Origin of the sequence: Ideonella oryzae, from assembly GCF_024055665.1 — a bacterium.
GTDB classification, from domain to species: Bacteria; Pseudomonadota; Gammaproteobacteria; order Burkholderiales; family Burkholderiaceae_C; genus Ideonella; species Ideonella oryzae.
Map to the genome: position 1 here is coordinate 204,615 of NZ_JAMXMC010000009.1, position 20,396 is coordinate 225,010.

Consider the following 20,396-nt stretch of genomic DNA (forward strand, 5'->3'; position numbering starts at 1 on the left):
CCCGGCGGCGGGCACGGTGCCCATGCCTGTCTCCAACGCCCCCTCCTCTTCTGCCATTGCCTGGGCCGATCCGGCCCGCGAAGCCGCCTTCCAGGCCTGGTTGACGCCCCTGGTGGCCCGCCACGGCCTGCAGCCCGAGACCCTGGCCCCGGCCTCGGCCGACGCGAGCTTTCGCCGCTATTTCCGCATCCAGTCGGCCCAGGGCCCGCGCATCGTCATGGACGCCCCGCCGCCCCAGGAGAACGTGCGGCCCTTCCTGCACGTGGCCGGCCTGATCCAGGCTGCCGGCCTGCACGGCCCGGAGATCCTCGAAGCCGATGCCGAGCAGGGCTTCCTGCTGCTGACCGACCTGGGCAGCACCCTCTACCTGGACGCGGTGCAGGCCGAGGGCGGCGCCCAGGCGGAGCGCCTGATGCGCGAGGCCGTGGCCGCCCTGGTGCAATGGCAGGTCAAGGTGGACGCCAGCAGCCTGCCGCCCTACGACGACGCGCTGCTGCGCCGCGAGCTGGCCCTGTTCCCGGAGTGGTGCGTGCAACGCGAATCCGGCGTGAGCTGGACGGCCGAGCAGCAGGCCCGCTGGCAGCAACTCTGCGACCGACTGGTGGCCAGCGCGCTGGCCCAGCCCATGGTGGCCGTGCACCGCGACTGGATGCCACGCAACCTGATGGTGACCGAGCCCAACCCCGGCATCCTGGACTTCCAGGACGCGGTGCGCGGCCCGATCAGCTACGACGTGGCCTCGCTGCTGCGCGACGCTTTTCTCTCGTGGGACGAGGAGCGCGAGCTGGACTGGGCGGTGCGCTACTGGGAGGCCGCCCGCAAGGCCGGTCTGCCGGTGGATGCCGACTTCGGCGAGTTCTGGCGCCAGCTGGAATGGATGGGCCTGCAGCGCCACCTGAAGGTGCTGGGCATCTTCTGCCGCCTCAAGCACCGCGACGGCAAGCCCAAGTACAGCGCGGACCTGCCGCGCTTCTTCCACTACGTGGTGCGGGTGGCCAACCGCTATGTCGAACTCAAGCCGCTGATCCCGCTGGTCGAGACCCTGACCGGCCCGCTGACCACCACCGCCTTCAGCCTGCGCTGAAGGCGGCGGCGGCGCCCGTCCCCCCGCTCAGGGATGGGCGGCGATCACCTCGGCCACCGCGGCGGTCAGCCGGGTGCCATAGCCGATGTGCAGGAACTCGTTGGGGCCGTGGGCGTTGCTCTTGGGCCCCAGCACGCCGCAGACCATCATCTGCGCCTTCGGGAAGCCCTGCTGCAGCAGGTTCATCAGCGGAATGGTGCCGCCCTGGCCGATGTAGCCCAGCGGGGCGCCGAAGTGGCTGCGCGAAGCCCGGTCCATCGCGGTTTCCAGCCAGGGCGCCAGCTCCGGCGCGTTCCAGCCGCTGGCGCCCCAGTTCCCCACCCGGCCATCGGGCTCGAAGGTGACCTTGGCGTTGTAGGGCGCGTTGTCCTCCAGCAGGGCCTTGAGCTGCACCGCGGCCTCGTGGCCTTCCACCAACGGCGGCAGGCGCAGGCTGAGCTTGAAGGCGGTGTAGGGCCGCAGCACATTGCCGGCGCTGGCCAGGGCCGGCATGCCGTCCACCCCGGTGACCGACAGCGTGGGCCGCCAGGTGCGGTTGAGCAGGGCCTCGGTGGCGTCCGTGGTGGTGGGCAGGGTCAGGCCACCGTCGGCACCGCAGGCCCAGGGGAAGGTCTTCCAGGCCGCATCACCCAGGATGGCGGCGGCCGCCTCGGCCTGGGCCCGGCGCGCCGCCGGGATGTCGCAGTGGAAGACCGCCGGCAGCAGGGTGCCAGTCTTGGAGTCTTCCAGCCGGTCCAGCACCTGGCGCAGGATGCGGAAGCTCGAGGGCACCAGGCCGCTGGCATCGCCCGAGTGCACGCCCTCGGTGAGGATCTCGACCTTGAGCGCGCCGGTGATGTTGCCGCGCAGGCTGGTGGTCAGCCAGAGCTGGTCGTAGTTGCCGGCGCCCGAATCCAGGCAGACCACCAGGCTCACGTCGCCCAGGCGGGCCTTGAGCTTGTCGAGGTAGAAGGGCAGATCGCCGGAGCCGGATTCCTCGCAGGTCTCGATCAGGCCGACGATGCGCGGGTGGGCCACGTTTTGGGCCTTCAGGGCCTCGATGGCGCTGATGGCGGCATAGATGGCGTAGCCATCGTCGGCACCGCCGCGGCCGTAGAGCTTGCCGTTCTCCAGTTTGGGGGTCCAGGGCCCCAGGTCGGCACGCCAGCCGTTGAACTCGGGCTGCTTGTCCAGGTGGCCGTAGACCAGCACGGTCTGGGTGCTGTCCGGCTTGGTGGCCGGCAGCTCGAAGAAGATCACCGGCGTGCGGTCGCCCTCGCGCACCACCTCCAGGCTCAGGCCGGGCACCTTGCGGCCTTCCACCCACTGGGCGGCGTCGCGCACCACCCGGTCGATCAGGCCGTGCTCGCGCCACTGCGGGTCGAACATCGGGCTCTTGGCCGGGACAGCGATGTAGTCGGACAACTGGGGAACGATGCGCTCGTTCCAGGCTGCGGTGACGTCACGATCCAGTTGTGCCGAATCGAGGCCGGGCAGCTTGTCGGGGGCGTTCATGGTGGGAAGGCTCCGGGAGAAGAAAAAGGGTCAAGAGGATGATTGTGCGCCGCCCTCCGCCCCCTTGCCATGCGGGCTCACAGCCCCTGGAAGAAGTCCCAGATCACGTCGTTGGCGCGGATCGCCTGCGACGGCCCCTCCTTGCCCGGCGCGCTCTTGGTCGTGCCCGGCCAGGAATGACCGCCGGTGTCGGTCACGCACAGCTGCACCTGCGCGCCGCCGGCGCAGCCGGTGTAGCGCTCGCAGTTGGCGCCGGCGCGGGACAGCACATTGCGCGGCGTGGCGCTGCAGCGGTCGCGGCCAACCCAGCGGCGGATCGTCTCCGGCACCGAGGTGAAGTCGGTCACCTTGGACTCGTCACGGAAGCCCCCGGCCCCGCCGTTGAACAGCACATGCGGGTCGTCCTTGGCGTGGATGTGCAGCACGGCGATCGGCCGCGACGGTGAACAGGCCGTGGTGTTGTCGGTGCCGGCCACCGAGGTGATGGCGCGGAACACGTCGGCCGCCTCGCAGGCCAGGCGCTGGGCCATCATGCCGCCGTTGGACATGCCGGTGGCGTAGATGCGCTGGCGGTCGATCGGCAGCATGCCCTGCACCTGGCCCACCACGGTGCGGATGAAGCCCACGTCGTCCACGCCCTCGTCGCGTGCCGCCCCGCAGCAGCGGCCGGCGTTCCAGGTGGCCAGCGCCCCGCTGGAGATCTTGCTGATGCCGTTGGGAAAGACCACCACGAAGCCGTGCTGCTCCGAGGCGCTGACCAGGCCGTAGTTGCCATCGTCGGCCATCATGCGGGCGCTGCCGCCGCCGCCGTGCAGGGCCACCCACAGTGGCAGGGGCCGCCCCGCCTGCACCGCACGCGGCACGTGCAGCAGGTAGCTGCGCGGGCGCCCGCCGACGGTCAGCGTGAACCGGTGGTTGCCCGGCGTGGTGATGGCCTGCCCGTTGGCGGTTTCGGCCGGCGGCAGCTGGGCCTCGTCGCGTGCGGCCTTGCGTTCCAGCCAGCGCTCGATCAGGCGCTGGCGCAGCGTGCCGCCCTGGCCAGCGTCCTGGGCCAGCGCCACCGTGGCGCCGGTGAGCAGGATCAGCAGCAGGCACAGGACACCGAGACGACGGGCAACGAATGGCATTGCGGTCTCCGGGAACGGTCAACGTCGGACAGGACGCGGCCCGGACGGGCGCCGCAAGCAATGGGGCGATCCTAGCGCGCCCGGAAAAGTTCCTCAGACAACGCCGCGTTTGCCTTCCATTGCCGGACTTTGCAATGGGTGAAGCGCGGGAAAACCCCGCCTTGCACAGCCGACCGAGCATGGGCTCAAGCGCATCACCCGCGCTGTGACTTCGAAAGGAAGAACCATGACCGTCTCGATCCGCCACACCGTCTCTGCCGCCCTGCTGGCCGCGGCCGCCCTGGGCAGCGTTGGTGCCCATGCCGAAGGCCTGTACGTCGGCGGCAGCGTGGCCTCGCCCGACTGGCGCTCGCCCGTCAACGGCCTGGCCGGCAACGACCACAACGCCGCCGTCAATGTGTACGGAGGCTACTCGCTGAGCCCCAACGTGGCGCTGGAACTGGGCTACATGACCCTGGGCCACCAGAGCAGCGACCTCGGCGAGGTCAAGGGCCACGGCGGCTACCTCGACGTGGTGGGCACGCTGCCCATCGGCGCGAGCAACTTCTCGCTGCTGGGCCGCGCCGGCTACGACCGCGCGTCCATCATGACCGATGCCGGCAGCGACAACGGCGGGGGGCTGAACTTCGGCGGCGGCCTGCAGTACGACCTGAGCCGCAACGTGGCCTTGCGCGCCGAGGTGACGCGCTACCGCTTCAACACCTTCGGCACCACCACCGTCAACGACCAGTACAGCGTGGGCGTGAAGTACGGCTTCTGAGGACTGCTGGGCGGGCGAGCATCCCCTGCACAGGGGGCCACCCGCCTGAAGTTCAAGGATTTGTGATACCTCGGCCCGTCGCTGCGCTGGACAATCTCGGCTTTCATGGCAGCCGAGCCGAGGTGTCCCCATGGTCAGACGCGTGTTGATCGTCGAAGACGATGTCCACATTGCCGAGCTGATGAAGCTGCACCTGCGCGATGAAGCGGAGGTGGTTGAACACGCGGCCGACGGCCTGACGGCCCTGCAGCTGATCGAGCGGGCCTCCTGGGATGCCGTGGTGCTGGACCTGATGCTGCCCGGCGTCGACGGCCTGGAGATCTGCCGCCGCACCCGCGCCATGGCCCGCTACACCCCCATCGTCATCACCAGCGCACGGTCCAGCGAGGCCCACCGCATCCTGGGCCTGGAACTGGGGGCCGACGACTATCTGGCCAAGCCCTTCTCCGTGTTGGAACTGGTGGCCCGCGTGCGGGCGCTCTGGCGCCGCACGGACGCGCTGTCCCGCCACGCGCGCCTCGAATCCGGCGTGCTGACCGTGGCCGGCCTGGACCTCGACCCCATCGCCCGGGAAGCCCAGGTGGACGGGCGCCCGCTCACGCTGACCCCGCGCGAATTCGACCTGCTGTTCTTCTTCGCCCGCCACCCGGGCCAGGTGTTCACCCGCCTGCAGTTGCTCAACCAGGTCTGGGGCTATCAGCACGACGGCTACGAGCACACCGTCAACACGCACATCAACCGCCTGCGCGCCAAGGTGGAGCCGGACCCGACCCAGCCCCGCCGCATCCTGACCGTCTGGGGCCACGGCTACAAGTTCGCCGCCAACGCCCCTGCCACGGCGGCCGCATGATGAAGCGGCTGTCCCTGTCCCACCGCCTGACGGCGGTGTTCGCCCTGCTGCTGCTGTCCTGCTGCGCCAGTGCGGTGTGGTTGCAGCGTCTCACACGGGCCCACGACGAGCAGCGCATGGTCCAGTCGCTGTCGCTTGGCCTGGCGGCCCACATCGCCCAGCACACCGGCCTGCTGGAGGCCGAGGGGCTGACTCCCCGGACCCTGGAGACGCTGTTCTCCAAGCTGATGGACGTGAACCCGAGCGTGGAGGTGTACCTGCTGACGCCGCAGGGCCGGATCCTGGCCCAGGCCGCCCCGCCGGGTCATCTGAAGCGCACCCAGGTGGACATGGCACCAGTGCACCACCTGCTGGCGGGCGACGAGCTCCCGATCCTGGGTGACGATCCGCGCAGTGTCAGCGGGACGCAGGTGTTCAGCGCCGCTCCGCTGGAGCGCGACGGACAGCTGGCCGGCTACCTCTATGTGGTGCTGCTGGGCGAAGCGCAGCAGGCGCTGGCCCAGCAGGGCGAGGCCCACACCCTGCAGACCATGACCTGGCGGGCCGTGCTGCTGGTGGCGGGCTGCGGGTTGGTGGCCGGCCTGCTGGCCTTTCATTGGGTCACCCGGCCCCTGCGGGCCCTCACAGCCGAGGTGCAGCGCTACCAGGCCGGGCAGGTCCAGCGCCCGCCACCCGGCGATGGCGACGAGATCTCCGCGCTGCGCCTGGCCTTTGACCAGATGACCGCGCGCATCGACCAGCAGTGGTGCGCCCTGCAGGCCCAGGACCGGCAGCGGCGCGAGCTGGTGGCCAATCTCTCGCACGATCTGCGCACACCGCTGACCTCCCTGCATGGCTATCTGGAGACCTTGCGGCTGAAGTCCGGCACGCTGTCCAAGGAGGAGGCACGCCGCTATCTGGACATCGCGCTGGGTCAGAGCGAACGGGTGGGCCGGCTGGCCCAGGAGCTGTTCGAGCTGGCGCGGCTGGAACACGGCGACGTCCAACCGCAGCGCGAACCCTTCTCGCTGCCCGAGTTGGTGCAGGACATCTTTCAGAAGTTCGAGCTGGCCGCCCGGGCCCGGGGCCAGCGGCTGCACGCCGTGCTGGCCCCCGATGTGCCCCTGGTGCTGGCCGACCTGGGTTTGATCGAGCGCGCCTTGACCAACCTGCTGGACAACGCCATCCGCCACACGCCGGAAGGCGGCCTGATCGAGGTGCAGATCTGGCGCAGCGACGAGGGCGTCGCCGTGCGGGTCAGCGACAACGGCCCGGGCCTGCCCGAGCCGGTGCGCCTGTCCTTGGCGGGCCAGCCCCATCCCAGTCCCAGTCGGCGCGGCGCCGCGGGCGGGCTGGGGCTGCTCATCGTGCGGCGCATCCTGCAGCTGCACAACAGCGACATCGAGCTGGAGCGTCTGCCGCAGCGGGGGGCTGTGTTCCGCTTCGCCTTGACGGCGGCCCATTGACGCGCGGGAGTCGCGGCTCCCGCGCCCACTGGATCAGCGCACCGCGATGCCCTGCACGCCAGCCTGCACAGGCACCACGCCGCTGCCATAGTGCCCGATCACGGACAGTGCCGCGGTCGCCGGCGAGGCGCGCAGCACGCTCACGCGCCCCAGCCCCCCGTCCAGCACATACAGCAGGCGCCCACCCGACGCCGACAGGAAGGCCATGTCGGTCGGCGCGGCGCCGCTGCCCAGCGCCAGAGGGCCACGCCGCTGCTGTCGGCCAGCGCCACGGTGCCGTTGGGGGCCACACGGTAGGCGCTCAACGTGCCGGAGCCGGTGTTGGCGGTGTAGGCCGTGGCATCGCCATCGAACGCCACCCAGCAGGTCGCCGCCTGGAAGTTGGGCACCGGCGGAGAGATGGACGTCCACAGTCCGGTGTCGCCCCCGACCTGGTAGGAGCCCAGGCCCCCCGCCGCATCGGTCACCAGCGCCTGGCCCTTGCGGGACAGGACAAAGGAGAAAGGCAGGCCTTCCAGCGCGTTGTTGTGCACCGGCTCAGCCGAGGGCTGCCCCTGGGCGTCGATGGCAAAGCTGAGGAACTGGCGCGCGCCGCCCCAGGTGATGAGCAACTGCCGGCCGGTGGCGTCGAAACCGATCTGCTCCGGGGCCGGGACATGGGCGAAGGGGTCGGTGGGGGTGAGCCCCAGACCCCGGTTGCTGCCGGACAGCGGCTTGAGCCGCCCTCCGGCGCCGATCTCGAAGCCCTGAATGCTGCCGGTGGAGCCCTTGTTGAGCACATAAAGCCAGGGGCCGAACAGAGCCAGGCTGGCCGGGAACACGCCTCCGCTGTCCAGCAGGGACACGGGCACAGGCCAGCCCGCCGCGTCCAGCCGGAAGCTGCTGACCTGGTTGCTGCCGGCATTGACGGCGAAGAGGAAGGACCCGTCGGCGCTGAGCTGCAGCGCGCCTTGCGAGGCCAGGGGGTCGATGGGGGCGGTGGCGGTGTAGCCCAACCCCCCCGTGGCCACCCGGCCCTGGTAGCTCAGCGCGCCGTCGGCCTTGCGCGCGAACACCAGAATCTCGTTGGCACTGGCGTTGTTGCTCATCACATAGACGTTGCCTGCCGAACGGCGTGCGATGGGGGAAGCGGGCCCGGCGGCCGCGGAGGCAAGACCTGGCAGGGCGCTGGCGCTCAGCGCAGCGGTGGCCAGAAAGGTACGACGATTGGTCATGGACGCTCCAAGAGGTTGAGGATGCCTCCGGGCCCGCCTGGTCTGGCCGGACCCCTCCCTGGGGATCGACACACCGCCGGCGGATAGGCCGGCATGCCGAGAGGACAGCTCAGTGTGGGCAGCGACCGCTCACGAAATCCTCTCGGAAAGTTCAAGGAATCGTGAGCATTGCGCCCACCCGACGTCGCCCCGGGCTGCGTCGGGGGAACGTCGACCCCGCATCAGGACCGGTGCTGCACTTTGGACTTGGCGGGTTTGACGGGCCTGGCGGACTCCGACGCCGCGGGCGGTGTGGCCAGATGCACCACCCGCACCCCTGGCGACGCCAGCCGCAGCGCCAGGAACCGCTGCAGCCGGGCCCGCTCATCGGCATCGGGCAACGTGGCCCAGCTGGCGGTGACCAGCAGGCCCAGGGCCTGGACAACCGGCGTGGCGGCCGAAGCAGCGGAAGCGGGCTCTGGCGCGGGCGCCAGCACCAGCTCTGGCCCCACCGCCAGGGACTTCAGCCCGGGCGTCAGCGCCGCCAGCTCGCCCGCCAGCGCGGGCAACTGCTGCTGCACGGCGCGCAGGGACTGCGCCTCGGCCTCCAGTTGGGCAATGCGCGCGTCCCGTGCGGCCAGCGCCGCCTGGTCGCGCTGCAGCAGCTCCTCGACCATCCCCTGCCGGGCCAGCCGGCTGAGCTGCTCCACATTGGGCGTGTCGCCCCCCACCTGCTGCAGGTCCAGCGTGACGCCCGACAGGCCGTAGGCCGGCAGCCGGGCCACGATGGTTTGCTGCAGTTCCTCCGACAGACGCGGGCCGAGCAGCGAGACGCGGATCACCGGATGGGCCGGGTCGTAGTGCGTCTCGACCTGGGCCAGCACCCGCCCTGGCAGCTTCAGGTTGTCGGCCAGGAAGCGGCGGGCCGCGCCCTCGAAGCGAGCCTCCTTCACCACCACCCAGCCGGTGTAGATGCTGGGCACGGCCACCGCCAGTGCCAGCCCCCCGATCACCGCCCGCACTCGCCACAGCTGACTGCGGTCCAGGTGATGCACCGGCCGAAAGCGCATCAGCCGCACCATGCCCAGCGTGGCCAGGCCGATGAACAGCGCGTTGATGAGGAACAGGTGCAGCGCGCCCAGCAGGTAGTCCCAGTTGCCGTGCGACAGGCCGTAGCCGGCCGTGCACAGCGGCGGCATCAGGGCCGTGGCGATGGACACGCCGGGCACCACCTGGCCCTTGAAGCTGCGCCGGGTGGCGGCGACCGCGCCCGCGCCGCCGCCGAACAGGGCAATCAGCACGTCGTACAGCGTGGGCCGGGTGCGGGCCAGCAGCTCGGACTGGGCCTCGCCCAGCGGCGAGATCAGGAAGTACAGGGTGGAGGCCAGCAAGGCCACCAGGGTGGCCAGCAGCAGGTTGCGCAAGGCCCTCTTGAGCAGCGGGATGTCCTGCATCGCCAGGCCAAAGCCCGCCGCCACGATGGGGCCCATCAGCGGCGAGATCAGCATCGCGCCGATGATCACCGCGGTGGAATTGACGTTCAGGCCCACCGAGGCAATGAGGATGGCGAACACCAGGGCCCAGGTGGCGCCCGGGGTGAACTCGGTGTCCTGGCGCACCTGGGCCAGCGCGCCCTCCAGGTCGGCGTCGCGCCGCAGCGAGAACATGCGGCCCATGCGCTCGCCGGCGGTGATGCGGGGGCGGGCCGGGATCGGGCTGTCCGCCGCGGGGTCGAGGGGCGTGGGGCTGTCGTTCGGGCTGGGGGTCATGGTGCGTCCGTGCTGGACATCGATCTTAGAAGCCCCGCCACAATGCCAGCATGACAAGCGCCCCTTCGATCCTCCACCTGGTGGGTGCCGGCCGTGTGGGCCGCACCCTGGCGGCCCTGTGGCAGCGTGCCGGCGTCTTCACGCTGGGCGATGTGCTGACCCGCTCGCCCGAGAGCGCCCGGCAGGCTGTGGCCGCACTCGGCGCCGGTCGGCCGGTGACCCACCCCGGCGAATTGCGACCGGCCGACGTGTGGCTGATGGCCACGCCCGACGGCGCCCTGGCCGAGGCCGCCCTGACCGTGGCCCGGGCCGGCCTGCCGCCCGCCCAGGCCTGGCACTGCAGCGGCTTTGCGCCGGCCGCCGTGCTGGCGCCGCTGCAGCAGGCCGGCTGGTTGGTGGCCAGCGCCCACCCGGCGCTGAGCTTTGCCGACCCGATGGCGGCGCAGGCGCAGTTCGCCGGCACCGCCTGCGCGCTGGAGGGCGACGACGACGCCGTGATCCGGGCCGAACAGGCCTTCGGCGCCATCGGCGGGCGCTGCTTTCGGCTGCAGGCGGCCGACAAGCCGCTGTATCACGGCGCCGCGGTGCTGGTCAGCAACTTCCCGCCCGTGCTGGCCGCCGCCGCGGCCGAGCTGTGGCAGGGTTGCGGCATGCCGCCGGAGCTGATCGGCCCGCTGTGGCAGGCCTTTGCCCGGAACGTGGCCGACAACCTGCTGCGCCTGGGGCCCGCCGCCGCACTGACCGGCCCGGCCGCCCGCGGCGACACCGCCGTGGTGCAGGCCGAGATCAGCGCCATGCAGGCCCGCGACCCGGCCCTGGCCCAGGCCTATGCGGCGCTGAGCACCCTGGCCGCGCGCCTGGCCCGCGAGGGCACGGCGCTGGCCCCGTCCGAGGAGACCGCGCCGCTCAGCCGCGCTCGAACTTGAACACCGCCACGTTGGCCAGCAGGTTGGGCAGCGTGCGCACCATGTTGCCGTCCTGCAGACCGAAGCTGTCGAGGATCTGCAGCCCGTTCTTGCGCGCCAGCACCTCGAAGTCGGCGTAGGTGCCCACGCGGATGTTGGGCGTGTCGTACCACTCGTAGGGCAGGGCTTTGGTCACCGGCATGCGCCCGCGCAGCACCGAGACCCGGTTGGGCCAGTGCGCGAAGTTGGGAAAGCTGACGATGCCGATGCGCCCCACCCGCGCGGTCTCGCGCAGCATCTTCTCGGTGTTGCGCAGGTGCTGCAGGGTCTCCAGCTGCAGCACCACGTCGAAGCTGTGGTCGTCGAAGAGCTTCAGCCCCTCTTCCAGGTTGAGCTGGATGACGTTGATGCCGCGCTGGGTGCTGGCCAGCACGTTGGCGTCGTCCAGCTCGATGCCATAGCCAACGCAGCCGCGCTCGCGCATCAGGTAGGCCAGCAGTTCGCCGCTGCCGCAGCCCAGGTCCAGCACGCGGGCGCCACGCGGCACCAGGCGTGCAATCACTTCCAGGTTCTTCAAGGGCGTGGTCATGCGGCGGCTCCCGTGCGCAACTCGGCGGCAATGCGCTCGAAGTAGGCCCGCATCACCGCCAGGTAGCGCGGGTCCTCCAGCAGGAAGGCGTCATGGCCGTGCGGCGCGTCGATCTCGGCGTAGCTCACGTCGGCCCGGTTGTCGACCAGGGCCTTGACGATCTCGCGCGAACGGGCCGGCGAGAAGCGCCAGTCGGTGGTGAAGCTCACCAGCATGAACTTCGTGTCCTTGGCGATGGCGAAGGCCCGCGCCAGGTCACCGCCATGGGCGCGGGCCGGATCGAAGTAGTCCAACGCGCGGGTGATCAGCAGGTAGGTGTTGGCGTCGAAGTACTCGCTGAACTTGTCGCCCTGGTGGCGCAAGTAGCTCTCGATCTGGAACTCGATGTCCTGGGTGCTGAAGTGCAGCTCGGCGTCGCGCAGCTCGCGGCCGAACTTGGCCTCCATGGAATCGTCCGACAGGTAGGTGATGTGGCCGATCATGCGGGCCACGCGCAGGCCACGCTTGGGCACCACGCCATGGGCGTAGAAGTGGCCGCCGTGGAAGTCCGGGTCGGTGACGATGGCCCGGCGCGCCACCTCATTGAAGGCGATGTTCTGCGCCGACAGGTTGGGCGCCGTGGCCACGGCCACGCAGTGGCGCAGGCGCTCGGGGTAGCGCAGGGCCCAGGCCTGGGCCTGCATGCCGCCCAGGCTGCCGCCCAGCACGGCCGCCAGCTGGCGGATGCCCAGGGCCTCGATCAGCCGGGCCTGGGCGTCCACCCAGTCCTCCACCGTGCACACCGGGAAGTCCGCGCCCCAGGGGCGCCCGGTGGCGGGGTTGGGGTCCATCGGCCCGGTCGAGCCGAAACAGGACCCCGGGTTGTTCACGCCGACGACGAAGAAGCGGTCGGTGTCCACCGGCTTGCCCGGGCCCACCATGTTGTCCCACCAGCCCAGGCTCTTGGGATCGTCGGCGTGCAGGCCGGCCACGTGGTGCGAGGCATTGAGGGCGTGGCACACCAGCACGGCATTGCTGCGCTCGGCATTGAGCGTGCCGTAGGTCTCGTACACCAGCTCATAGGCCGGTAGCTGTGCGCCGCTCTGCAGCGGCAGGGGCTGGTCGAAGCGCATGCGCTGCGGTGTGACCACCCCGACGGAGCTCGTCATGTCCGACTCTCCATTCATCCAAAACAAAACACCCGGACGTCGCGCCAGACAAAGCGGACACCGGGTGCACAGGTCTCGGGGTCCCTCTTTAGCGGCATTTATTGGGCGCCCGCAATCCGGAACAAATCGGCGCCATGGAGCAGAAAGTTTAGCAGGCGGCCGACCAGGCCGCCCGCAGGTCGCTCGCCAGTTCGTCCAGCCAGGCGTAGCGGCGCTGGTACTGGGCCCGCTTGTGCGACGGGATGTCCTGCACCGGCTTGCGCCGTGGCACCGCGGGCAGGGTCCAAAAGCCGTCCGAGCCGCACACGCCCCCCGCCGAGGACCAGAGCCCGTCGTAATCCAGCAGGACCCGCGCGGCGCGCTCGCTGCCATGCAGCGCATGGCGGGCCTGCCCCACCGCGCGCAGCTGCGCCAGGCCCCAACAGGCGGCCAGCTGCTGCAGGGCCCATAACAGGAGATTCTGCGGACGCAGGCCGTGGCTCAGCCGCGTGAGATGGCGCGCCACCTCCACCGGCAACTGCCCATGCATCGCCCCGATCAGCAGCCCTGCTCCGGCCGGCGTGGCCTCGAAAGAAAACGTGAGGGTGTAGAGCACCGTGCCGAAGGGATCCACCAGCAAGAGGCTGAGGTCGCCCTCGCGCTCGAACCGGGTCAGCGTGTGCAGCCGCAAGGACAGCGCGCCCTGTCCCTTGGGCAGGCTCAGCGGGGACAGGGGCTGGCTGAGCAGGTCCAGACAGACCCGGCGCCACACCCGAACGCCCAGACGCTCCCGGGCCAGGCGGTGGTGGGTCAGCAGATGCGCCAGGCGCTGCTCCACCTCCCATCCGGCGCAGGGATAGCCGAGATAGGGCTTGCGGAACAGGCGGGGCTGGGCCGCGGCCAACGCCCCCCAGTCCTGGGCCATCTCCGCAGGCCCCTGCCTCAGACGCCGATGGATGCTCCGGTGGCGCCAGAAGCACCAGGCCAGACGCCAACGCCTGCGCAGCGCTGTCCATCCGGCCTGGGGGTAGATCGCCCGGCACAGCGCCCAGGCATCGGGCCAGGGTGCGGGCAACTCGGCAGGCGGCAGTTCCGAAGGCATCGCCCCACTGTACCCAAGCCAGACCGTCGCCGATTCGCCCGGACCTTGACGAATTACTGGCCAATAGACCAATAATGTCACCATGGCCCGTCCTTCCCAAGCCGTGGACCAGGCGCTGATCGCCAGCGCGCTGGCCCTGTACCCGCAGTGCGGCTGCGCCGGCCTGTCGCTGCGCAAGGTGGCCGAGCACGCCGGCACCCAGCCGGCCATGGTGCACTACCACTTCGGCGGCAAGCAGGCCTTTCTGCGCGCGGTGCTGCAGCAGCTCTACGAGCAGATGTTCGCCGCGCTGGACGGCCAGGGCCGCGGCGAAGGCCGCCCGGTCGCGCGCCTGCGCGGCGCCCTGCTGACGCTGGCCGGCTTTCTGCGCCAGCACCGTGCCGTGGTGGGCCGCCTGGCACTGGACGCAGCCCAGGGCGAGCCGGTGGTGCTGGAATTCCTGCGCGCCAACGCCCCGCGCCACCTGGGCCTGCTGCTGGCCCTGCTGCACGAGGCCCAGGCGGCGGGCGAACTGCAGCCCCTGCCGCCGCTGCAGGCCTTCACCTTCCTGATGGGCGCCGTCAACGCCCCCACCCTGATCGCCACCGGCGCGCAGCAGCTGGGCCTGGCCCCCACCCTGCTGGGCCCGGCCCTGGCCGAGCAGGTGCTGGGCGAAGCCGCCCTCGTCCAACGGGTGGACCTGGCCTTGAGCGCGCTCGCATTCAGGCTTGACCCGCCCGCCCCCGTCCCAGGAGTGTTCGCATGAGGCTCATCCGCTTTCCGTCCGTGCCGCGTCGTCCCCTGCTCGCCCTGCTGCCGCTGGCGGCCGGGCTGGCCGGCTGCCAGCCCTCGGCCCCGGCCGCTTGGTCCGGCTATGTGGAGGGCGACTATGTCTACGTGGCCGCCCCGGTGGCCGGCACGCTGACCCACCTGGCCGTGGCCGCGGGCCAGACGGTGGCCGCCAGCGCGCCGCTGTTCCAGCTGGACGACGTGAGCGCCCGCGCCGCCCGCGCCCAGGCCGAGGCCCAGGTGGCGGCGGCCCAGGCCCAGGCCAGCAATGGCCAGACCGGGCTGCGCCCGCCGCAGCTGGCCGTGAGCCGCGCCCAGCTGGCCCAGGCCCGCGCCGCCGCCGCCCTCGCCGACGCCGAGCTACTGCGCCAGCGCACGCTGGTGGCCCAGGGCTTCATTTCGCAGTCGCAGCTGGACAACGCTGCCACCGCCGCCCGCCAGGCCCACGACAAGGTGGCCGAGCTGGAGGCCGCCCTGCAGACCGCCGAGCAGCCCACCGCCCGCCCCGCCGAGCTGGCCGCCGCCCAGGCCAACACCCGCGCCGCCCAGGAAGCCCAGGCCCAGGCCGCCTGGCGCGAGCAGCAGACCCGCCAGAGCGCACCGGCCGCCGGTCTGGTGGCCGACACCTTCTTCCGCGAAGGCGAGTACGTGGGCGCCGGCCAGCCGGTGGTCTCGCTGCTGCCGCCGGACCACCGCAAGGCCCGCTTCTACGTGCCCGAGGCCGAGGTGGGCCGGCTGCAGGTGGGTCAGCCGGTGAGCCTGGGCTGCGATGGCTGCGGCGGCCCCATCCCGGCCCGCATCAGCCGCATCGCCCCGCAGGCCGAGTACACGCCGCCGGTCATCTACTCCAACAGCCAGCGCAGCAAGCTCGTCTTCCAGGTAGAGGCCCTGCCCGACCCGGCCGATGCCCTGAAGCTGCACCCCGGCCAGCCGCTGGACGTGCGCCCCGTGGCCGGCACAAGCCGCTGAGCCCGCCATGGCCCCGAGCACTCCCACACCGGCCCCGGACTGGGCCATCGACGTGCGTGGCCTGACCAAGCGCTACGGCGCGACCACCGTGGTGGACCACGTGGACCTGCAGCTGCGCCCGGGCCGTATCTGCGGCTTCCTGGGACCCAACGGCAGCGGCAAGACCACCACCATCCGCATGCTCTGCGGCCTGCTCACCCCCGACGAGGGCGAGGGCCACTGCCTGGGCCTGGACCTGCGGCGCGACGCGCTGGAGATCCGCCGCCAGGTGGGCTACATGACGCAGCGCTTCGGCCTCTACGAGGACCTGTCGATCCGCGAGAACCTGGACTTCATCGCCCGCCTGTTCGAGCTGCCCGAGCGCAAGCGCCAGGTCGACGAGGCCCTGGAGCGCCTGGGCCTGGTGAGCCGCCAGCGCCAGCTGGCCGGCGCGCTCTCGGGGGGCTGGAAGCAGCGCCTGGCCCTGGCGGCCTGCCTGCTGCACCGGCCGCGCCTGCTGCTGCTGGACGAGCCCACCGCGGGCGTGGACCCGAAGGCCCGGCGCGACTTCTGGGACGAGATCCACCGCCTGGCGGCCGAGGGCATCACGGTGCTGGTTTCCACCCACTACATGGACGAGGCTGCGCGCTGCCATGAGCTGGTCTACATCGCCTACGGCCACCTGCTGGCCCGCGGCACCGAGCGCGAGATCATCGCCCAGTCGGGCCTGACCGTCTGGGCCGTGCAGGCCGAGCGCGAGGACCCGGCCGCCCTGGCGCCGCTGGTCACGCCGCTCAAGCAGGCCCCGGGCGTGCAGAGCGTGGCGGCCTTCGGCAGTGCGCTGCACGTGGCCGGCAGCGACCCGGCCGCGCTGGAACGCGCCATCGCGCCGTGGCGCGAGCAGCCCGGCCTCCTGTGGACGCCGGCCCAAGCCTCGCTGGAGGACGTGTTCATCGGCCTGATCGGCCAGAGCCGCGACAACATGGAGGCCGCCAAGTGAAGCGCCTGTTCAGCCTCGCCCGGCTGTGGGCCATCTTCGTCAAGGAGTTCCAGCAGATGATGCGGGACCGCCCCACCTTCGCGATGGCGGTGGGCGTGCCCATCATCCAGCTGGTGCTGTTCGGCTACGCCATCAACACCGATCCCAAGGGTCTGCCCACGGCGGTGGTCAGCCACGACAGCGGGCCGCTGGCGCGCAGCCTGCTGGCCACGCTGGAGAACACCGGCTACTTCCACATCACCCACCAGCCCGACAGCGAGGCCGCGGGCGACGCGCTGGTGGCCGATGGCGAGGTGCAGTTCCTCTTCGTGATCCCCGATGACTTCAGCCGCCGCGTGGTGCGGGGCGAGAAGCCGGCGGTGCTGATCAGCGTGGACGCCACCGACCCCAGCGCCGCCAGCAACGCCCTGGCCGCGCTGGGCCAGGTCAGCGCCAGCGCGCTGGACCGCGACCTGGTCGGCCCGCTGGCCCCCCTGAGGGCAGGCGAGGCGCCCTATGAGCTGCGCATCCAGCGCCGCTACAACCCCGAGGGCCTGTCGCGCTACAACATCGTGCCGGGCCTGATCGGCACCATCCTGACCATGACCATGGTGATGATGACCGGCCTGGCCATGACCCGCGAGCGCGAGCGCGGCACGATGGAGAACCTGCTGGCCACGCCGGTGCGGCCGGTGGAGGTGATGCTGGGCAAGATCCTGCCCTATGTGCTGGTGGGCTACATCCAGCTCAGCGTGATCCTGGCGGCCGGGGCTTTCCTGTTCGAGGTGCCGATGGAGGGCAGCTTCCTGCTGCTGATGGGCATGATCGGGGTGTTCATGCTGGCCAACCTGGCGGTGGGCTTCACCTTCTCCACGCTGGCGCGCAACCAGATGCAGGCGCTGCAGGCCACCTTCTTCTTCTTCCTGCCCTCGATGCTGCTGTCGGGCTTCATGTTCCCCTTCCGTGGCATGCCGGGCTGGGCCCAGCACCTGGGCGAGCTGCTGCCCCTGACCCACTTCCTGCGCATCGTGCGGGGCATCCTGCTCAAGGGCAATGGCTTCCTGCAGGTGCTGCCCGAGCTGTGGCCGCTGCTGGCCTTTCTGGCGGTGGCGGGGGCGGTGGCGCTGGCGAGGTATCGGCAGACTTTGGATTGAGGTGGACGCGCGGCGGCGGACGGCGGGCCAGATGGCCGGGCGATCGGGTGGTCCTCGCCTTGGGCGAGGACGCTCCTCGGGGCAACAGGCGCAGGCCGGCACCGTGGAACTCGCTGCGCGCTGACGCGCTCCGCTCAGACACCCACGGTGAGTCAGAGGACAAGGTGCGCAGAAAACTGCGCACCCGGCCAGCGCCCGCCGCCCCTCGGCACCCTCCACGCCCGGCCACCCGGCCCACCGCCCACCGCGGTCACCGTGGGTGACTGAACCACGCTCCCTTCCACAGCCTTCCCCTTCCGCTCCCCTTCGAGGCGCGCCGTCGCTGCCCGCCCTCGGGTGCCGGGGCACCGGGGTGGGCGCCTGAGGGTCGCCGAGGGCGCACAGCGGGGCGGGACGCGCGCGCCAGCGCGCCTCCTGAACTGACTGGGCGTGGGTGTCTGAGCGAAGCGCGTCAGCGCGCAGCGAGTTCCACGCCCGTCCCGCCCCGCGAGCACCCGAGGGCAGCCCAGGCCCTGGGGGCCTGGGCCGACCCGCCGAAGCCCACCCCGGTGCCCCGTCACCCCAGGGCCCGCCACCACCGCCAAGCAGCCCCCCCAGCCCAAACCACCCATCACAAGAGGACAGACGCTAACCTCGCGCCTCATGCCCTTCCCCGACATCCAGCGCCGCGACCTGCTGCACGGTGCCGCCGCCCTGGCCCTGGCCGGCCGCTCCCTGCCCTCGCGCGCCCAGACCGCGCCCCCGGAAGGTCCACCCGCCGACCACCCCAGCCGCCGCACCGGCCTGCAGGGCCAGACGGACAGCGCCCGGGCCCACGCCCACGCCTGGCGCGACCACCCCGAGGCCCTGCGCGACGCCGTCGTCGAGCGCGACCCCGAGGTGGAGGACCTGGTGGTGGTGGGTGCCGGCATCAGCGGCCTGGCCGGCGCCTGGCTCTACCGCCAGCACGCCGGACGGCCGGTGCGCATCCTGCTGCTGGACGCCCTGGACGACCTGGGCGGCCACGCCCGGCGCAACGAATTCGTCTCCCGCTCGGGCTGGCGCCTGGTGGGCTACGGCGGCTCGCAGTCGCTCGATTCGCCCAGCCTGTTCTCCCCCGCCGTGCACCAGCTGCTGCGCGATGTCGGCATCGACCTCTCCCGCTTCCAGCACGAGTTTTTCGACCCCGACTGGTCCCATCGCCACGGCCTGCTGCGCCACGGCCGCCTCTTCACCGCCGACCAGTGGCCGGGCCTGCAGGGCGCCGACCGCCTGGTCTGCCCCGAGCCGGACGAGCCCGCCGCCGCCTGGCTGGCCCGCACGCCGCTGTCCCCCGCAGCCCAGGCCACGCTGACCGCCCTCTATGCCAGCGACACGCCGCGCAACCCGCTGCCCCATCTGCGCACCCCGAGCGCCCGCCGCGCCGCCCTGGCCGGCATGACGTACGACCAGTTCCTGCGCCGGCACTGGGGCGCCGACGAGGAGGTGCTGCGCCTGCTGCGCGGAGAGACCCGCGCCTACTTCGGCGTGGGCACCGAAGCCACCACCGCGCTGGACGCCTGGGCCGGCGGCCTGCCCGGCTTTGCCGGCCTGGACCTGGGCACAGGGCCCGACCGCTGCCAGTCCCCCAGCGGCCGCCAGCTGATGCTCAGCCAGGACCCGTACATCTTCCACTTCCCCGACGGCAACGCCGGCGTGGCCCGGGCCCTGGTGCGCGGCCTGATCCCCGGCTGCCTGCCCGGGCAGACCATGGACAGCCTGGCCGACGGCGTGCTGGACATGGCGGCGCTGGACCGGCCCGAGCAAGCGGTGCGACTGCGCCTGCGGGCCACGGCCGTGGGCCTGCGCCACCTGGGCCCGCCGGACCAGGCCGAGCAGGTGGCCGTGCGCTATGTGGACGGCCAGGGCCGGCTGCGCGAGGTGCGGGCCCGCCAGGTGCTGCTGGCCTGCTGGCACCGCGTCATCGCCCGGCTGAGCGACGAGCTGCCCGCGGCCCAGCGGCGCGCGCTGGACGACCAGGTCAAGGTGCCGCTGCTGTACGCCAACGTGCTGCTGTCGAACTGGCGGGCCTTCGCCCGCGCCGGCCTGCACGGCTTCACGCCGGTCGGCGGCTTCTGGGACGAGGCCTCGCTGGACTTCGCGGTGCGCATGGGGAGCCTCGCCCCGCCGGAGTACCCGGACGAGCCCGTCCTGCTGCACCTGGCCAAGGTGGTGGTGCCGGGCGATGGCCGGCCCGCGCGAACGCAAGCGGCCGAAGGGCGGGCCCAGCTGATGGGCTGGTCCTTCGAACACCTGGAGACGCAGATCCGCCAGACGCTGCAGAGCGCACTGGGCGGCTTCGGCTTCGACCATGCCCGGGACATCGAGGCCATCACCGTCAACCGCTGGGCCCACGGCTATGCCTACGAGTACATGCGGCCCTGGGACCGCTTCTGGCCCGACGGCCCGCTGCCCTGCGAGACGGCCCGCCGCGGCTGGGGCCGGGTGGCCATTGCCAATGCGGATGCGGGCGCCTACGCCTACGCCCACAGCGCCATCGACCAGGCCACCCGCGCGGTGCAGGAGCTGCTGCCGCGCGCCCGGCTGCCCGCGGCCCATGTGGCCCCCGGGCCGGCCTGGCCATCCCCTGGCGGCCGGACGCCCTGAGCCCGAGGGCATGCCAAGATGGCACATCCCCCTCCGCCGCCACCCGAGATGAGCCCCGCCGAACAACGCGTCCGCGACTTCTGGCAACGCATGGCCCGCAACGACTTCGCCAGCCTGGCGCCGCTGCTGGCCGAGGATTTCGTGCTGGACTGGCCGCAGTCCCAGGAGCGCATCCGTGGCGCGGCCAACTTCGTGCGCATGAATGCCGAATACCCGGCCCACGGCCCCTGGCGCTTCACGCTGAACCGGCTGGTGGCCGGCGGCGGCGCCTCGGCCGAGGAGGTGGTGACCGACGTCAGCATCACCGACGGCGTGCAGCGGGCCCGGGCCCTCAGCTTCTTCACCGTGCATGGCGGGCGCATCGCTCGCATGGTCGAGTTCTGGCCCGAGCCCTATGCAGCGCCTGCGAACCGGGCGCACCTGGTCGAACCGATCCCCGTCGAGGCGCTGGATGCCGGCGCGAACGGTGCCTGAGCC

At 71.7% G+C, this 20,396-nt stretch carries 17 protein-coding genes and 1 pseudogene; 11 read left to right on the forward strand and 7 right to left on the reverse strand.

Annotation, left to right across the window (positions count from 1 at the left end; genetic code table 11):
• Nucleotides 1-22 precede the first annotated feature (22 nt).
• Complete coding sequence (locus M0L44_RS16565; protein WP_435526438.1) at nt 23-1,084, forward strand: aminoglycoside phosphotransferase family protein; 1,062 nt, start codon at nt 23-25, stop codon at nt 1,082-1,084.
• Between the two features lie 27 nt (nt 1,085-1,111).
• Here the strand turns inward: M0L44_RS16565 and M0L44_RS16570 are convergent, their stop codons facing one another.
• Together M0L44_RS16570 and M0L44_RS16575 are read right to left on the reverse strand one after the other, a co-directional pair.
• Complete coding sequence (locus M0L44_RS16570; protein ID WP_252770912.1) at nt 1,112-2,578, reverse strand: M20/M25/M40 family metallo-hydrolase; 1,467 nt, start codon at nt 2,576-2,578, stop codon at nt 1,112-1,114.
• A gap of 77 nt (nt 2,579-2,655) precedes the next feature.
• Nucleotides 2,656-3,705 (reverse strand): extracellular catalytic domain type 1 short-chain-length polyhydroxyalkanoate depolymerase, encoded by a 1,050-nt coding sequence (locus M0L44_RS16575; protein ID WP_252770913.1) that lies wholly within the window; start codon nt 3,703-3,705, stop codon nt 2,656-2,658.
• Between the two features lie 226 nt (nt 3,706-3,931).
• Between M0L44_RS16575 and M0L44_RS16580 the strand changes: the two genes are divergently transcribed.
• The 3 genes from M0L44_RS16580 to M0L44_RS16590 all read left to right on the forward strand — a co-directional run bounded on the left by M0L44_RS16580 (nt 3,932) and on the right by M0L44_RS16590 (nt 6,760).
• Entirely contained in the window at nt 3,932-4,465 is a 534-nt protein-coding gene (locus M0L44_RS16580) for an outer membrane beta-barrel protein (protein WP_252770914.1), read from the forward strand.
• A 130-nt stretch (nt 4,466-4,595) separates the two neighbouring features.
• The gene (locus M0L44_RS16585; RefSeq protein WP_252770915.1) at nt 4,596-5,315 is read left to right on the forward strand and encodes a winged helix-turn-helix domain-containing protein; all 720 of its coding nucleotides are present in this window, start codon (nt 4,596-4,598) and stop codon (nt 5,313-5,315) included.
• The gene (locus M0L44_RS16590; RefSeq protein ID WP_252770916.1) at nt 5,315-6,760 is read left to right on the forward strand and encodes a sensor histidine kinase; all 1,446 of its coding nucleotides are present in this window, start codon (nt 5,315-5,317) and stop codon (nt 6,758-6,760) included. The genes M0L44_RS16585 and M0L44_RS16590 overlap by 1 nt, the downstream gene beginning before the upstream one ends.
• A 140-nt stretch (nt 6,761-6,900) precedes the next feature.
• On the opposite strand, the gene M0L44_RS16595 is transcribed toward M0L44_RS16590, so the two are convergent.
• Complete coding sequence (locus M0L44_RS16595; protein WP_252770917.1) at nt 6,901-7,974, reverse strand: lactonase family protein; 1,074 nt, start codon at nt 7,972-7,974, stop codon at nt 6,901-6,903.
• Between the two features lie 221 nt (nt 7,975-8,195).
• A complete protein-coding gene (locus M0L44_RS16600) occupies nt 8,196-9,722 on the reverse strand; it encodes a DUF389 domain-containing protein (protein WP_252770918.1) in 1,527 nt (508 codons plus the stop codon).
• Nucleotides 9,723-9,769: 47 nt separating this feature from the next.
• On the opposite strand from M0L44_RS16600, the pseudogene M0L44_RS16605 reads away from it, so the two are divergent.
• Nucleotides 9,770-10,648: pseudogene (locus M0L44_RS16605) on the forward strand (Rossmann-like and DUF2520 domain-containing protein); the annotation flags it as partial.
• On the opposite strand, the gene metW reads toward M0L44_RS16605, so the two are convergent.
• From metW to M0L44_RS16620, 3 genes are all read right to left on the reverse strand, one after another.
• The gene (gene metW / locus M0L44_RS16610; protein WP_252770920.1) at nt 10,629-11,216 is read right to left on the reverse strand and encodes a methionine biosynthesis protein MetW; all 588 of its coding nucleotides are present in this window, start codon (nt 11,214-11,216) and stop codon (nt 10,629-10,631) included. The pseudogene M0L44_RS16605 and the gene metW sit on opposite strands and share 20 nt — an antisense overlap.
• Nucleotides 11,213-12,364 (reverse strand): homoserine O-succinyltransferase MetX, encoded by a 1,152-nt coding sequence (metX, locus tag M0L44_RS16615; protein ID WP_252770921.1) that lies wholly within the window; start codon nt 12,362-12,364, stop codon nt 11,213-11,215. The genes metW and metX overlap by 4 nt, the downstream gene beginning before the upstream one ends.
• A 148-nt stretch (nt 12,365-12,512) precedes the next feature.
• Nucleotides 12,513-13,445: a DUF535 family protein gene (locus M0L44_RS16620; RefSeq protein WP_252770922.1), complete on the reverse strand. Its 933-nt coding sequence runs from the start codon at nt 13,443-13,445 to the stop codon at nt 12,513-12,515.
• 82 nt (nt 13,446-13,527) lie between these two features.
• Here M0L44_RS16620 and M0L44_RS16625 point away from each other — a divergent pair, with 82 nt between their 5' ends.
• The 6 genes from M0L44_RS16625 to M0L44_RS16655 all read left to right on the forward strand — a co-directional run bounded on the left by M0L44_RS16625 (nt 13,528) and on the right by M0L44_RS16655 (nt 20,393).
• Nucleotides 13,528-14,190: a TetR/AcrR family transcriptional regulator gene (locus M0L44_RS16625; protein WP_252770923.1), complete on the forward strand. Its 663-nt coding sequence runs from the start codon at nt 13,528-13,530 to the stop codon at nt 14,188-14,190.
• Entirely contained in the window at nt 14,187-15,182 is a 996-nt protein-coding gene (locus M0L44_RS22010; RefSeq protein ID WP_256490308.1) for an HlyD family secretion protein, read from the forward strand. The genes M0L44_RS16625 and M0L44_RS22010 overlap by 4 nt, the downstream gene beginning before the upstream one ends.
• 7 nt (nt 15,183-15,189) lie before the next feature.
• Complete coding sequence (locus tag M0L44_RS16640; RefSeq protein ID WP_252770924.1) at nt 15,190-16,161, forward strand: ABC transporter ATP-binding protein; 972 nt, start codon at nt 15,190-15,192, stop codon at nt 16,159-16,161.
• On the forward strand, nt 16,158-17,294 hold the full coding sequence (locus M0L44_RS16645; protein WP_354004139.1) for an ABC transporter permease: 1,137 nt from the start codon (nt 16,158-16,160) through the stop codon (nt 17,292-17,294). Before M0L44_RS16640 ends, M0L44_RS16645 begins: the two co-directional genes overlap by 4 nt.
• A gap of 642 nt (nt 17,295-17,936) precedes the next feature.
• On the forward strand, nt 17,937-19,919 hold the full coding sequence (locus M0L44_RS16650; protein WP_252770925.1) for an NAD(P)-binding protein: 1,983 nt from the start codon (nt 17,937-17,939) through the stop codon (nt 19,917-19,919).
• Nucleotides 19,920-19,967: 48 nt separating this feature from the next.
• Nucleotides 19,968-20,393, forward strand: a complete 426-nt coding sequence (locus tag M0L44_RS16655) for a nuclear transport factor 2 family protein (RefSeq protein WP_252770926.1) — start codon at nt 19,968-19,970, stop codon at nt 20,391-20,393.
• Nucleotides 20,394-20,396: the final 3 nt, after the last annotated feature.